Origin of the sequence: Bacteroides zoogleoformans, assembly GCF_002998435.1 — a bacterium.
Taxonomy (GTDB): Bacteria; Bacteroidota; Bacteroidia; order Bacteroidales; family Bacteroidaceae; genus Bacteroides; species Bacteroides zoogleoformans.
Window position 1 is genome coordinate 399,617 of the sequence record NZ_CP027231.1, and the last position, 13,950, is coordinate 413,566.

Sequence of the window (13,950 nt, forward strand, 5' to 3'; positions counted from 1 at the left end):
ATAGAAAAAGATTAGAAACTGTTTTGATTTTATTTTTTGTGCCCTTTCAGCTCTCTGGACAAGCGCATGGCACAGAAGTTCGGTCCGCACATCGTGCAATATTCTCCATCGGTATGCCGACCGGCATGAAAATAGTTTAAAGCACGTTCCGGGTCGAGTGAGAGGTCGAACTGGTCTTTCCAGCGAAACTCATACCGGGCCTTGCTCAAGGCATTGTCGCGTACTTGCGCCCCCGGATGCCCTTTGGCCAAATCGGCCGCATGCGCCGCTATCTTATAGGTGATGACACCCACTCGTACATCTTCTTTGTCGGGCAGGGCCAAGTGCTCTTTGGGAGTGACGTAGCAAAGCATTGCCGTACCCAGCCAGCCTATCTGTGCCGCACCGATGGCAGAGGTGATATGGTCGTATCCCGGTGCTATATCTGTGACGATAGGGCCGAGGGTATAGAAAGGGGCGTTGTGGCATTTTTCTATCTGGCGTTCCATGTTCTCCTTAATTTTGTGCATGGGCACATGGCCCGGGCCCTCGATAAAAGCCTGCACATTCTTCTCCCAAGCCCGGAGCACGAGTTCGCCCATCGTGTCAAGCTCGGCAAACTGGGCTTCGTCGTTGGCGTCGTGCGTAGAACCGGGACGCAACCCGTCACCCAAAGATATAGCCACATCGTATTGCGCCAGTATGTCGCAGATGTCGTCAAAATGTTCGTACAAGAAGCTCTCGCGGTCGTGCACGAGGCACCATTTGCTCATGATGCTGCCGCCACGGCTCACGATGCCGCACAGGCGTTTGTCCGCCAGATGCACATTGTGGCGACGGATGCCGGCGTGGATGGTGAAGTAATCCACCCCTTGTTCACACTGTTCTATCAAGGTGTCCCGATAAATCTCCCAACTGAGATCTTCGGCTTTGCCTCCCACCTTCTCCAAAGCCTGATAAATGGGCACTGTGCCCACGGGAACGGGACAGTTGCGTATAATCCATTCGCGCGTTTCGTGTATGTTTTCGCCCGTAGAAAGGTCCATCAGCGTATCTCCGCCCCATTTGCAGCTCCAAACGGCTTTTTCCACCTCTTCGTCGATGCTCGATGTCGTTGCGGAGTTACCTATGTTGGTGTTGATTTTCACAAGGAAATTACGGCCGATAATCATCGGTTCCGCTTCCGGATGATTGATGTTGGCAGGTAGCAGAGCACGTCCTGCGGCTATCTCCTGACGCACGAACTCCGGAGTGATGTGGGTTTCTATCCCCAATTCGGCGCAATTCATGTTTTCACGGATAGCCACATATTCCATTTCGGGGGTGATGATGCCTTGTTTGGCATAAGCCATTTGGGTAATGTTTTTCCCGCTTCGGGCCCGATAGGGCAGCGTGATGTGTCCAAAGCGCAGATGGTCGAGCGAGCGGTCGGCACGACGCATGCGGCCGTATTCCGATGTTATATCCGGCAGTTGCTCCACATCGCCGCGGCTCAATATCCAAGGTTCGCGGAGCCGGGGCAATCCTTTTTTCAAATCGATTTCCATATCAGGGTCGCTGAACGGGCCGCTGGTATCGTAAACGTATATATAGGGATTGGGAGTGACGATTTTTTCGTCCTCTGCGAAATGAGTACTGGGCACCTGTTCTACCTTGCGCATGGCTACACGTAACTCAGGAAACAGTTTACCCGGCAGATATACTTTCTCGGAACGGGGATATGTTATTTTCATGACAAATGAATTGAATAAATGAAAAGACTCTTAAATTAAAAAGACGCTGCGTCAAAAAGTTAAAGCTCCGGGGCTTTTTCGGAAGAATCTTCTTCCAAGAATGCCGTCAACGGCGAACTTGCCTCTGCCACAAAGCTATCGGCCTGCACGCCCAGACCTGCCTCATAAGCCATGCGGCCGGCTTCTACGGCTTGTCTGAATGCTCTTGCCATGGCCTCCGAATCTCCCGCTACGGCAATGGCGGTATTGACGAGGCAAGCCGCAGCGCCCATCTCCATGGCTTCGGCAGCATGGCTCGGAGCGCCGATGCCGGCATCTACCACGACGGGAATGTTAGCTTGTTCGATGATGATTCGCAAGAAGTCGCGGGTTTGCAGTCCTTTGTTTGTTCCGATGGGCGCACCCAATGGCATGACAGTGGCAGCACCCGCTTCTTCGAGGTGTTTGCATAAAGTAGGATCTGCCTGACAATAAGGAAGCACGACAAATCCTTGCTTCACCAATATTTCCGTAGCCTTCAGGGTCTCTACGGAATCGGGAAGTAAATAACGAGGGTCGGGATGTATCTCCAGCTTCAGCCAGTTTGTACCGAAAGCCTCACGTGCCATTTGTGCGGCGAACAGGGCCTCTTCGGCATTACGTACTCCCGAGGTGTTGGGCAGCAATCGGATGTGAGGATGGCGGATATGTTTCAGCATATCGTCCTCTTTGTCGTTCAGATTGATGCGCTTCATGGCCACCGTCACCATTTCTGTGCCGGATGCCAAGATGGATTGTTCCATGACAGCGTTAGAGTGGAACTTGCCTGTTCCCAGAAATAAGCGGGAGTTGAACTCATGTCCCGCAATTATCAGTTTTTCCATACTTGTGTATTTATTGTTGACTGTTTCCGTGTTTATTGACAGCTTTCCTGCATCAGCCCAATGATTCTTTTCATTTCTTCTATCGGACGAGGGGCATGCAGCACTGTGCCCGAAAGGGCAATCCCACTGACGCCTGTCCGCATGAGGGCCGGAATGTCTTCCGCCGTAATCCCTCCGATGGCCACTACAGGCAAGTGTATATCCGCTTTCCGCATGTGACCGAGAATGTCTATATAACCTTCTATTCCCAATATCGGGCTCAGGTTTTTCTTGGTGGCGGTGTAACGAAAAGGGCCGCAACCTATGTAGTCGGCACCTGCCGCATGATGCATCCATACATCCTCAAACGTATTGGCCGTACCGCCTATGATGAAACCTTCCCCCAAAATGCGGCGTGCCTCGGTTATGGGCATATCGTTTTTTCCCAAATGCACGCCATCGGCATGTAACTTTCCGGCCAGCTCCACATGGTCGTCAATGATGAAAACGGCTTTATATTGCCGGCAAAGAGCTTGTACTTTCAGGGCCACAGGCTCTATCTCCTCCGCCGTTGCGCCTTTCATGCGCAGTTGTACCCAGCGGCAGCCGCCCTCAAGGGCCATGCGTGCGGCATCTAAATAGGAATACCGTTCCGTATGATGGGTAATGAACTGAATTTGAGTCATGACGATTACCCTCCACAAGTGGCTTTAATGATGATGATGGACAGGAATTCCCGCAGAGTATATGTTGACCACTGTACACGGGGCACCATGCAATTGTCCACGGCAACGGCAATGCCTTGCGTCGGCAAGGAGAGTTCTTCAATAAGTTGTGCAAGGGTAGTGGCATCTGTTTCCACTTCTTTGCTATTGACTGATACTTTCATCTTTTATGTTTATAAAAAAAACAATGGAAGTAAATACAAAGAAGCGCGCCGTTGCGGCAGATGCTTTTGAAAAGAAAAGAATATCCAATTCCTACGGCAGTACTAACTGCATCAGGTTCGAGGGTATGATCTCAGCCCGCCAGGGGCACCCCTTTGTTTTTACGTCGGCAAAGATACAACAAAAGGAGGCAAAAGCAAGTAAAAGGAAAATAAAAATGTTCTTTTATTCTTTCGCCTGAATGGTATGGGCTTTTAGACAAAAGAACAAAAGAACATAAAAAAAGAAGCTCAAAATCAAGACTGAGCAAAATCAAGACATTTTCTAAATCAGCTTGAATATTATTCGATGCCGTGAGCGGATACTTCCGGAGCGATTTTCTTGATTAATCCTTGCAAAACTGCACCGGGACCGCATTCCGTAAAGTCCGTAGCGCCATCGGCAACCATGTTTTTCACGGTTTGCGTCCAACGTACCGAAGCTGTCAGCTGAGCTACCAGATTCTTTTTGATTTCTTCCGGATTTGTGTGAGGCAAGGCGTCCACATTCTGATATACCGGACATTTCGGAGTATGAATCGCTGTGGCATTGATGGCTGCTTCCAGTTCTACTTTGGCCGGATTCATCAGCGGAGAGTGGAATGCTCCGCCCACTTTCAGGGGCAATGCACGCTTGGCACCAGCAGCTTTCATCAGTTCGCATGCTTTGTCGATGCCTGCTATGGAGCCGGAAATAACGATTTGTCCCGGACTGTTGTAGTTGGCAGCCACACACACTTCGCCTTCGGCACTTACCTGATCGCAGATTTCCTCTACTTTCTCATCGGGCAGGGCAATGATGGCTGCCATAGTAGAAGGCTGTGCCTCACAAGCTTTTTGCATGGCCATGGCACGAGCATACACCAACTTCAAGCCGTCTTCGAAGCTCAATGCACCGGCAGCGACCAACGCCGAGAACTCGCCCAGCGAGTGACCGGCGGTCATTTCGGGCTTAAAATCATCACCCATGCAGAGGGCTGATATGACGGAGTGAAGAAAAACGGCAGGCTGAGTCACCTTGGTTTGGCGAAGCTCTTCGTCCGTACCGTTGAACATGATATCAGTAATGCGATATCCGAGGATATCATTAGCCTTTTCAAAGAGTTCTTTGGCCAAAGCCGAGTTTTCATACAGGTCTTTGCCCATGCCCACAAATTGAGCGCCTTGACCCGGAAATACAAATGCTTTCATAATTTTACTTGTTTTAGTGTTTAATGAAAAAACTGCCGCAAAGGTATGTTTTTTTCCGGACATAAACCAATATGACAGTTGCGGAAAGTTCGCATAGCCACACTTGATTTTCATTTCCGCCTTCTTCTCCACCGAAAGAAGAAGTATTTATAGGCTGGGATAAAAAAAGGCTATCTATCACAGACAGCCAATCTTTTTATTAACCTTAAATCTAATACTATGAAAAACACGTTGCAAATGTACGGAATTTCCTCATATTTCAAAAAAAACGGAGCGTAACATCTTATTTTATAACATGGTTTAATAATAATGTGCTGTTATTAACAGTTTTGCGTTCGAAAAACAAAAAAAATCGCTATCTTCATGCCCTAAATTAAAGAAAATACCCACACAATGATTCACACCATACTCGATACAGACCTTTACAAGTTTACGACTTCGTATGCCTACATCAAGCTGTTTCCTTATGCCGTAGGCACTTTCAGCTTCAGAGATCGGGACAAAACAGTCTATACAACCGAATTCCTCGGCAAATTGCGTCGGGCAGTGCACGACATGGCACAAATAACCTTGTCCGATGAAGAACAGGAATACATGACACAGCATTGCCATTTCTTGCCAAGGGTTTATTGGGAATGGCTTTCTTCCTTCCGGTTCCGTCCCGAGAAAGTCAAGATATGTTTGGACGAGGAACAGCATTTGAACATTGAAATCACAGACTACCTATACAAAGCCACACTCTACGAAGTGCCTTTGCTTGCTCTCGTTTCCGAGCTGAAGCATCGTACACTTGGCAACGTGCCGGACATGAAAGATATCCTCTGCAAGCTATCCGAGAAGGTGACTTTGTCTAATGAACACCATCTCAGTTTTTCGGAGTTCGGTACGCGCCGTCGCTTCTCGTTCGATGTACAAGACAAGGTCATCGGCTACCTGAAAGAGACTTCGCAGTATTGCACCGGCACGTCCAACTGCTACTTTGCCATGAAACACGGCATGAAACCGATGGGGACACATCCGCACGAATGGTTCATGTTTCATGGGGCACAATTCGGTTACAAGCATGCCAACTATATGGCATTGGAGAATTGGGTGAATGTTTACGACGGCGATTTGGGCATTGCTTTATCAGACACCTATACATCCGCCATCTTCTTGAGTAATCTGAGCCGTAAACAAGCAAAACTGTTTGATGGGGTATGATGTGATTCGGGCAATGAATTTGATTTCACCGATAAACTTGTGGCACGTTACAGGGAATTGGGCATCGACTCCACTGCCAAAACCATTGTATTCAGTAATGCGTTGGACTTTGGCAAGGCCCTCGACATTCAAGAGTACTGTAAAGGCAGAATCCGTTGCGCTTTCGGCATCGGCACCAACCTGACAAACGATACCGGCTTCAAGCCTTCGAACATTGTAATGAAACTGACCCGCTGTAAGATGAATACGAATCAGGAGTGGCGCGAATGTGTAAAGCTGTCGGATGATGCAGGGAAGCATATCGGCAGCGAGGCGGAAGTCAGAGCATGCTTATATGATTTGAGGCTGAATGACAATCAAAAATAAAAAGCGATTATTCCGCCTCCCTTTTCCTTTTATATGCAAACTGTTTCCATTTTTCTTCCGGCCAGTCTTGCCGTTGCATCTCCATACGTGCCATAACGAAGAAGAGATCGGACAGGCGATTGACAAAACGCAATATATCCTCATTCACGGAATCCCTGCGGTGGAGTGCCCATAAGCGCCGTTCGGCACGGCGAGCCACAGTACGGGCATATTGCAGATGGGCGGATAGGGGAGTGCCACCGGGCAGAAGGAAATAGCCGTTATCTTGCAGCAAAACGGTCATAGCATCCATCTCTTGCTCGCAACGCAATGTGAGTTCGGCAGCCGAAAGCGGATTGGGATTTACCGTCCCCGAAGGGGTGGCCACATAGCTCATCACCGTCATCAGCTCACGCTGAATGGCATGCAACAAATCATGCCGCTCATCTCCTGCGGGAAGCATCGAACGTACAATACCAATCAAGGCGTTCAACTCATCAAGACATCCGTTGGCTTCGATGCGTATGTCATCTTTGGGAACACGGATGCCACCATGAATGCCCGTAGTGCCCTTATCTCCGGTTTTGGTATAAATTCTCTTCATAAGCAAGGATTAAAATATTATAACTTTCAGTCTTTCAGAACAGAGACATCGGATCTGTTTCTCCCCAGTAAAGGTGTGTATAGCTGGCAATGACGTTTTTGTATCGAAAAACAGGAGTGTCTACCGGTTGCCCCTTGGCGTTATACACTTGTGTCACAGAAGCAGGGAGACTCAGCAGGCAATCTTCCCCATCTTCCGGCAGGCAATCACCTTCGTACTCCCTGAAACATTCGTCATAAGTCAACCTCTCTTTTCCAAACCGGGTATAGTGGAACTCGTGTCCTCGCAGTTGCTTGCCGTTGTATTGAAACTGCCGATAGCCCAGCGATAACTTTTTGTCACGAGCTTCAGCCGAAATATAAAAAGGAAAAGCACCCACCATCCGGTGCACTACACCTTTGCCGGCAGATTCAGTTTTCTCCACATCACACGAAATGGCTTTAGACAGATACATCATTCCGCCACACTCGGCCAAAACCTTGCCTCCGGCTTCTATGTACTCACGGACGGACTTCAAAGTGCAACCAGCTGCCGACAGTTCTTTCGCATGCTTTTCGGGATATCCTCCCGGCAGATAAAGCAAATCGGTATCTTGAGGCAAGGGAAGGTTCTCTTCCGGATTAAAAAGGGTGACAGTACCCATGCCGCGTAGTATATCCAAATGTTCGGCATAAAGAAAAGAAAAAGATTCTTCGTTACAAGCCACTGCAATGTGATGCTTTCCATCGGTCTTTCCTTCCTTTTCTTTCTTTCTCTCCGGCAAAGGGCGTGTGGTTTTATCCAGCAGCGATTGCCAGTCTATGTATTGTTCGAGAAGATCGGCAAGAATATTCACATCCATATCGTTCAGATGACTGAAGTCGAGCCCCAGATAACGTGTGTCTTGCTCCAGAAGCTTTTGTTTGGGAAGATGGCCGAGGCAAGCAACATTCAGGTCGGCACAGACCTCTTGCAACATCCCGTAATGCCTTGGCGAACCCACCCGGTTAAAGAGTACGCCTGCTATCTCTATTTCCGGACGGAAATGGATGAAACCCGACAACAAAGGAGCTATGGAGTAAGCGGAAGATTGGGCATCGACAACCAGCACCACGGGAAGACGAAGCAGTTCCGCTATCTCGGCAGAGGATCCCCGGCTGCGATCGTAGCCATCGAACATTCCCATCATACCCTCTGCAATCACCACATCGGCGTCCGCCGAATAGCGGGCATAGATATCTTTCACATGCCATTCGCTCCCCATGAAAGTGTCCAGATTGATGGAGGAACGATGGCACACGGCAGTATGATACTTTGTATCTATGTAATCGGGACCGCACTTGAAAGGCTGCACCTTAAAGCCTTTTCTCACCAGCAATGCCATCAATCCGCGGCTGACGGTGGTCTTTCCGCTGCCGGATGCAGGTGCAGCTATTAAAAATTGGGGTATGTCTCTCATCCTTTCTTTCAGTTTGGGCAGGCATGTCATCCTGCATTTTCTTTTTTTCCTTCCACAAAGGTAAACATATCTCCGACAAAAACCTTATCTTAGCTGCCAAAATAAACATACGCTATGATAACCGAAGAATTAAGAAAACTCTACATTGCACATACCGGACACGGACCGGAACAGATTGACGAACTTCCTTCTTCCGGATCCAACCGCCGCTACTTCCGCCTTACGGGCACCCCCACGCTGATTGGTGTAAGCGGCGAATCGGTGGAGGAGAACCGCGCTTTCCTATACATGGCCGACCATTTCCGTCAAAAAGGTTTGCCTGTGCCTCAAGTCATTATCCACTCTGAAGACGAAATATATTATCTGCAAGAAGATTTGGGAGACACCCTGCTCTTCAACGCCATTGAAAAAGGGCGCAAGACGAGCGTTTTCGGCGAAGACGAAAAGCAACTGTTGCGTAAAACCATCCGTCTGCTACCTGTCATACAGTTTGCCGGAGCCGATGGAATGGACTTTTCTTATTGTCATCCACAAGCCGAATTCAACAGTCGCTCCATTCTGTGGGATCTGAACTATTTTAAATATTGTTTCCTCAAGGCCACGGGAATGGAGTTCCAGGAAGACCGTTTGGAAGATGATTTCCAAAAGATGGCAGACGTATTGCTGCGCAGCAGTTCGGCCACGTTCATGTATCGCGATTTTCAGAGTCGTAACGTCATGATAAAAGATGGAGAACCTTGGCTTATCGACTTCCAGGGTGGACGGAAAGGACCGGTTTATTATGATGTAGCCTCATTCTTATGGCAAGCCAAGGCCAACTATCCGGACAGTCTCCGCAAAGAACTGCTGAAAGAGTACCTTGACGCACTCTGCAAATACCGCCCCGTAGACGAAGCCTACTTTTATGCACAACTTCGTCATTTTGTACTGTTTCGCACCATGCAGGTGCTTGGGGCTTACGGTTTCCGTGGATATTTCGAGAAGAAGCCGCATTTCATCCAAAGTGTTCCCTTTGCCATCGAGAACCTGCGCCGGTTGTTGCAAGAGCCATATCCCGAATATCCTTATCTCTGCCGTATATTGCGTGAACTTACCGAACTGAAACAGTTCACGGACGATCTGCAAAAACGCCGTTTGGTAGTGAAAGTCACCAGTTTTGCTTATAAGAAAGGGATTCCCGAAGACCCTTCGGGCAATGGAGGAGGATTTGTGTTCGACTGTCGTGCGGTGAACAATCCGGGCAAATACGACCGTTACAAACCTTTTACAGGACTGGATGAACCTGTCGTCCGTTTTCTCGAAGACGATGGAGAGATAACTGATTTTTTGGAACACGCATACGCTTTGGTCGATGCTTCGGTAAAGCGGTACATGGAACGTGGATTCACCAATCTGTCTGTCTGTTTCGGTTGCACAGGCGGCCAGCATCGTTCGGTATATTCGGCACAACATTTGGCCGAACATCTGAACAACAAGTTTGGCGTACAAGTGAACCTGATGCACCGCGAACAGAACATCGAGCAAACATTCAAAGCAAAGAATTAGTTCGTTATGAAAGCAATGATATTTGCCGCCGGCCTGGGCACACGCCTGCGCCCGCTGACCGACCATATGCCCAAAGCGCTTGTTCCCGTGGCGGGAAGACCTATGCTGGAACGGGTGATACTGCGACTGAAGGACGCGGGATTCAATGATATCACGGTCAACATCCATCACTTCGGCGATCAAATCATCGACTTCCTTCGTACCCACAACAATTTCGGTACGGACATTCACATCAGTGACGAGCGCGACATGCTGCTCGATACCGGCGGAGGCATCAGCAAAGCACGTCCGTTCCTTGATGGTAACGAGCCTTTTCTTGTGCACAATGCCGACATCCTTTCCGAAACAGACCTTGCCGCTTTCTACCACCGCCATGTAGGCAGTAAAGCGGAAGCTACTCTACTTGTCAGCCATCGGGAGACCTCACGCTATCTGCTCTTCGACGAGAATTTCCGACTGAACGGATGGATTAACAAATCTACCGGGGAGGTGAGACCTGAGGGGTTCGATTGTCGAAAGAAAGAGTACCGCGAACTGGCTTTCGGTGGCATTCACGTCATTTCTCCCTCCCTTTTCCGATTCATGGATAATGAGCGGTGGACAGGAAAATTCTCCATTATACCTTTTTATCTCTCTGTCTGCCACGAAGCGTGCATCCAAGGGTATGTACCGCAAGGAGAACAATGGTTTGATGTAGGAAAAATAGAAACACTGAAGAAAGCGGAAGAATGGCTGGATACTATCCATGAATGACCGGACACTTTCGCCGTATCGATACTAAAATGATGACCACAAACGAAAAATGTGTTGGAAAGTTTGACACTTGGTCCGATGCCGGACATGCAGCCAATATTCCGGATAAAAATTAAACAAATCCTTAGTATCTTTTCAAAAAAATCACTATCTTGTAGGCTCAAAATCAGTAGTTCTTTCGTTAAAAGAGTAAAAGAACTGCTGTGAGTAAAATCCTCCGGCTCAAGCAATGAGGTAAAGGAGGGAGAAACACTATGAACTATGGAAGAGATAGAATGCCCTTAAAAGCTTGTCTTATGAAAAAAATTGCAGGATTTACAATCGGGTGTTTGCTATTCTGTCTGTTTGGAAGCCTCATCCCGTTGGCAGCGCAAGACGTTGCCGTGAACGACCTTATCATAACCGGTGTAGTAAGGGACAAAGAGAACCGGAAGCGATTGGAGAATGTGAATATATCCGTCATTGGCACTAACATTGGTACAGTGACCAATCAAGATGGTACTTTTTCCCTCAAAATAACTACTACGGAAGGATTCCGTGGAGTGGAATTCTCCCACATCGGCTATCTGAATACGCACCTGTCCCTTGAGGAATTGGAAAAGCCTGACGAACTGACCATCTGGCTGATACCGGCCCCAAATCTGCTGAAAGAGATTGTGATCTACGGAAACAATCCTCGTGTCATCGTGGAGGAAGCCATCAAGAAAATTCCTGCCAACTATGCCGCCAAAGACAATATGTTGACCGCTTTCTATCGGGAAACCATACAAAAACGTCGTCGTTATATCAGCGTGGCCGAAGCTGTGATGAATGTTTACAAAACAGCCTATGACGAACGTTATGCCAACCGCGACCGGGTACAACTCCTCAAAGGGCGCCGCCTGATGAGCCAAAAGCAAAGCGACACGATAGCTGTAAAAGTACTGGGAGGCCCTAATCTTTCACTTTATCTGGACGTGGTGAAGAACGGAGATGCCTTGCTCGGTCCGGACAATCTGAATTTCTATGACTTTAGGATGGAAGAACCGGTGAATCTGGACAACCGAATGCAGTATGTCATCAGTTTCCGTCCACGTGTCAGCCTGATGTATGCCCTCTTTATCGGGAAGCTCTATATCGACTACGAACGGCTCTCCTTTACTCGGGCAGAGTTCGAACTGGATATGTCCAATCGGGTGAAAGCTGTAGAGGCTATTCTTCACAAGAAGCCCGTCGGGCTGAGATTCCGCCCACAAGAAGTCAGCTACTTGGTGACTTACAAGCAACAGGGCAACCGCACTTATCTGAACTATATAAGAAACGTCATCCGCTTTAAGTGCGATTGGCAGAAACGACTTTTTTCTTCCACCTATACGGCTTTTTCCGAAATGGTGGTCACCGACCGGGATGAGAATCCGCAGGCCGGTATCTCCGGTCGAAACGCTTTCAAACAGAAGCAAGTGTTCTACGATTTGGTAAACGAATATTGGAACGAGGATTTCTGGAAGAGCTATAACATCATAGAACCTACGGAGTCACTGGAAAATGCCGTCAATAAATTAAGAAAGCAATCGGAGAAACTTTAATATTCAATCGTTTGCAGATAGGAAAATGTATATTTTAGCAGAGAGTATATCTTTTTCGGGCATTTTATTGTAATTTTGCCCCGGTATTAGTTTTAATTAAAAAGATTGTAACAATGAAATTACCTGAAGATCCGGTGATGCTGTATAGCTTCATCAACACAAAACTGCGTGACTTTTATCCTTCATTGGATGCTCTTTGTGAGGATATGAATGTAGAGAAAGAAGACATTGTTCAAAAGCTGAAATTGGTGGGATTCGAATATAACCCTGCAAAGAACAGATTTTGGTAAATAAGGTCGCCGTATAAGTAAGAGCAACTCCCGCTGTTTGTCGCTATAAAGCACAATTCAACGGGAGTTTTTTCTTATTAAGCCGGAATTATTTCAGTTCATCCAGATTCTTTTGGATGTCAGCATCTGTAAGATCGTAGTTCACCAAATCCCCGGATAAGTATTTATCATAAGAAGCCATGTCTATAAGTCCGTGTCCGGAAAGATTAAACAGAATCACCTTTTCCTCACCCGTTTCTTTACATATATTGGCCTCGCGAATGGTGGCGGCAATGGCATGGCACGATTCGGGAGCAGGAATGATACCTTCTGCCTGTGCAAAAAGGCAACCGGCTTCGAATGATTCGAGTTGCTTGATGTCAACAGCTTCCATGTAGCCATCTTTCAACAATTGCGAAACAATGACACCAGCACCGTGATAACGCAAGCCTCCGGCATGAATATTGGCAGGAGTAAAATTATGCCCCAGCGTAAACATAGGTAGCAAAGGGGTATATCCGGCTTCATCACCGAAGTCGTATTGAAACTTGCCACGTGTAAGCTTCGGGCAAGAAGCCGGTTCGGCGGCGATGAAACGTGTTTTCTTTCCATCAAGAATGTTGTGACGCAAAAATGGGAAAGCGATACCGCCGAAATTGGAACCTCCACCGAAACAAGCTATCACCATATCCGGATACTCACCCGCCATAGCCATCTGCTTTTCAGCTTCCTGGCCGATGATGGTCTGATGGAGCGTTACGTGGCTCAACACAGATCCAAGAGTATATTTGCAGTTGGGAGTGGTTTGCGCCAACTCGATGGCTTCGGAAATGGCTGTTCCCAATGAGCCTTGATGATTGGGGTGAGCCGTCAGGATATTTTTTCCGGCGCGGGTTGACATAGATGGTGACGGGGTTACTTGTGCGCCGAATGTCTGCATGATGCTGCGCCTATATGGCTTCTGCTCATAGCTGATTTTCACCTGATAGACGGCAGCCTCCAAATCGAAGAGACGGGCCGCGTATGCCAAAGAGGCTCCCCACTGACCTGCACCGGTCTCGGTAGTGACATTGGTGACTCCTTCTTTCTTGCAATAGTATGCTTGCGGAATGGCCGAATTCAGCTTATGAGAGCCCATCGGACTGACACTTTCGTTCTTAAAATAAATATGTGCCGGTGTGCCAAGCGCTTTCTCCAGTCCGTAAGCACGTACCAGCGGAGTGCTCCGATAGTATTTGTACATCTCGCGTACCTCTTCAGGAATTTCAATCCATGCGTCCGTCTGGTTAAGTTCTTGCCGGCAGAGCTCCTCGGCAAAAATGGGATACATGTCTTCTGCTTTTAGCGGTTGTTTTGTTCCGGGATGAAGAGGAGGCAGGGGCTTATTCACCATATCAGCCTGTATGTTATACCAATAATGCGGAATCTCCTCTTCAGGCAGGATAAATCTTTTTGTTTTGTTGCTCATAGTGGTTTTATATTAATAGTTCGAAGCCCCAAATGTAGCCATTATTTTTTCACCTGCCTTTTTTTCTTTCAGTTTTTTGCATATAACGCA

12 protein-coding genes, 1 pseudogene and 1 riboswitch are annotated in these 13,950 nt (G+C 47.8%); of the genes and pseudogenes, 5 read left to right on the plus strand and 8 right to left on the minus strand.

Annotated elements, in window-relative coordinates; genetic code table 11:
• Positions 1-29: 29 nt before the first annotated feature.
• The 5 genes from thiC to fabD form a co-directional block, all read right to left on the minus strand.
• Positions 30-1,712: a phosphomethylpyrimidine synthase ThiC gene (gene thiC / locus C4H11_RS01730; RefSeq protein WP_106040233.1), complete on the minus strand. Its 1,683-nt coding sequence runs from the start codon at positions 1,710-1,712 to the stop codon at positions 30-32.
• Between the two features lie 59 nt (positions 1,713-1,771).
• Positions 1,772-2,575, minus strand: a complete 804-nt coding sequence (locus C4H11_RS01735; RefSeq protein ID WP_106040234.1) for a thiazole synthase — start codon at positions 2,573-2,575, stop codon at positions 1,772-1,774.
• Between the two features lie 32 nt (positions 2,576-2,607).
• Positions 2,608-3,240 carry a thiamine phosphate synthase gene (locus C4H11_RS01740; RefSeq protein ID WP_106040235.1) on the minus strand — a complete coding sequence of 211 codons (633 nt, stop codon included), beginning with the start codon at positions 3,238-3,240 and terminating at the stop codon, positions 2,608-2,610.
• Between the two features lie 5 nt (positions 3,241-3,245).
• The gene (gene thiS, locus C4H11_RS01745) at positions 3,246-3,443 is read right to left on the minus strand and encodes a sulfur carrier protein ThiS (protein WP_106040236.1); all 198 of its coding nucleotides are present in this window, start codon (positions 3,441-3,443) and stop codon (positions 3,246-3,248) included.
• A 71-nt stretch (positions 3,444-3,514) separates the two neighbouring features.
• Positions 3,515-3,606, minus strand: a riboswitch (TPP riboswitch).
• A 176-nt stretch (positions 3,607-3,782) separates the two neighbouring features.
• Entirely contained in the window at positions 3,783-4,670 is an 888-nt protein-coding gene (gene fabD, locus C4H11_RS01750) for an ACP S-malonyltransferase (protein ID WP_106043005.1), read from the minus strand.
• 393 nt (positions 4,671-5,063) lie between these two features.
• Between fabD and pncB the strand changes: the two are divergent.
• Positions 5,064-6,239, plus strand: a pseudogene (gene pncB, locus C4H11_RS01755) (nicotinate phosphoribosyltransferase).
• A 7-nt stretch (positions 6,240-6,246) separates the two neighbouring features.
• Here the strand turns inward: pncB and C4H11_RS01760 are convergent.
• Together C4H11_RS01760 and C4H11_RS01765 are read right to left on the minus strand one after the other, a co-directional pair.
• Positions 6,247-6,822, minus strand: coding sequence for a cob(I)yrinic acid a,c-diamide adenosyltransferase (locus C4H11_RS01760; RefSeq protein WP_106040237.1), 576 nt, complete (start codon positions 6,820-6,822; stop codon positions 6,247-6,249).
• Between the two features lie 34 nt (positions 6,823-6,856).
• Positions 6,857-8,260, minus strand: a complete 1,404-nt coding sequence (locus C4H11_RS01765; RefSeq protein ID WP_106043007.1) for a cobyrinate a,c-diamide synthase — start codon at positions 8,258-8,260, stop codon at positions 6,857-6,859.
• 114 nt (positions 8,261-8,374) lie between these two features.
• Between C4H11_RS01765 and C4H11_RS01770 the strand changes: the two genes are divergently transcribed.
• The 4 genes from C4H11_RS01770 to C4H11_RS01785 all read left to right on the plus strand — a co-directional run bounded on the left by C4H11_RS01770 (position 8,375) and on the right by C4H11_RS01785 (position 12,413).
• The gene (locus tag C4H11_RS01770; protein ID WP_106040238.1) at positions 8,375-9,805 is read left to right on the plus strand and encodes a RapZ C-terminal domain-containing protein; all 1,431 of its coding nucleotides are present in this window, start codon (positions 8,375-8,377) and stop codon (positions 9,803-9,805) included.
• 6 nt (positions 9,806-9,811) lie between these two features.
• Entirely contained in the window at positions 9,812-10,558 is a 747-nt protein-coding gene (locus C4H11_RS01775) for a nucleotidyltransferase family protein (RefSeq protein WP_106040239.1), read from the plus strand.
• A gap of 296 nt (positions 10,559-10,854) precedes the next feature.
• A complete protein-coding gene (locus C4H11_RS01780; RefSeq protein ID WP_106040240.1) occupies positions 10,855-12,123 on the plus strand; it encodes a carboxypeptidase-like regulatory domain-containing protein in 1,269 nt (422 codons plus the stop codon).
• Between the two features lie 113 nt (positions 12,124-12,236).
• Positions 12,237-12,413 carry a DUF4250 domain-containing protein gene (locus C4H11_RS01785; protein WP_106040241.1) on the plus strand — a complete coding sequence of 59 codons (177 nt, stop codon included), beginning with the start codon at positions 12,237-12,239 and terminating at the stop codon, positions 12,411-12,413.
• Between the two features lie 88 nt (positions 12,414-12,501).
• Here C4H11_RS01785 and C4H11_RS01790 read toward each other — a convergent pair whose 3' ends face one another.
• The gene (locus tag C4H11_RS01790; protein ID WP_106040242.1) at positions 12,502-13,860 is read right to left on the minus strand and encodes a TrpB-like pyridoxal phosphate-dependent enzyme; all 1,359 of its coding nucleotides are present in this window, start codon (positions 13,858-13,860) and stop codon (positions 12,502-12,504) included.
• Between the last annotated feature and the right edge of the window lie 90 nt (positions 13,861-13,950).

Bases quoted from the DNA above. Each gene is read 5' to 3' on its own strand.
- C4H11_RS01765 (WP_106043007.1), bottom strand. From the start codon at position 8,260: ATGAGAGACATACCCCAATTTTTAATAGCTGCACCTGCATCCGGCAGC.
- C4H11_RS01735 (WP_106040234.1), bottom strand. From the start codon at position 2,575: ATGGAAAAACTGATAATTGCGGGACATGAGTTCAACTCCCGCTTATTT.
- thiC (WP_106040233.1), bottom strand. From the start codon at position 1,712: ATGAAAATAACATATCCCCGTTCCGAGAAAGTATATCTGCCGGGTAAA.
- C4H11_RS01770 (WP_106040238.1), top strand. From the start codon at position 8,375: ATGATAACCGAAGAATTAAGAAAACTCTACATTGCACATACCGGACAC.
- fabD (WP_106043005.1), bottom strand. From the start codon at position 4,670: ATGAAAGCATTTGTATTTCCGGGTCAAGGCGCTCAATTTGTGGGCATG.
- C4H11_RS01790 (WP_106040242.1), bottom strand. From the start codon at position 13,860: ATGAGCAACAAAACAAAAAGATTTATCCTGCCTGAAGAGGAGATTCCG.
- C4H11_RS01775 (WP_106040239.1), top strand. From the start codon at position 9,812: ATGAAAGCAATGATATTTGCCGCCGGCCTGGGCACACGCCTGCGCCCG.
- C4H11_RS01740 (WP_106040235.1), bottom strand. From the start codon at position 3,240: ATGACTCAAATTCAGTTCATTACCCATCATACGGAACGGTATTCCTAT.
- C4H11_RS01760 (WP_106040237.1), bottom strand. From the start codon at position 6,822: ATGAAGAGAATTTATACCAAAACCGGAGATAAGGGCACTACGGGCATT.
- thiS (WP_106040236.1), bottom strand. From the start codon at position 3,443: ATGAAAGTATCAGTCAATAGCAAAGAAGTGGAAACAGATGCCACTACC.
- C4H11_RS01785 (WP_106040241.1), top strand. From the start codon at position 12,237: ATGAAATTACCTGAAGATCCGGTGATGCTGTATAGCTTCATCAACACA.
- C4H11_RS01780 (WP_106040240.1), top strand. From the start codon at position 10,855: ATGAAAAAAATTGCAGGATTTACAATCGGGTGTTTGCTATTCTGTCTG.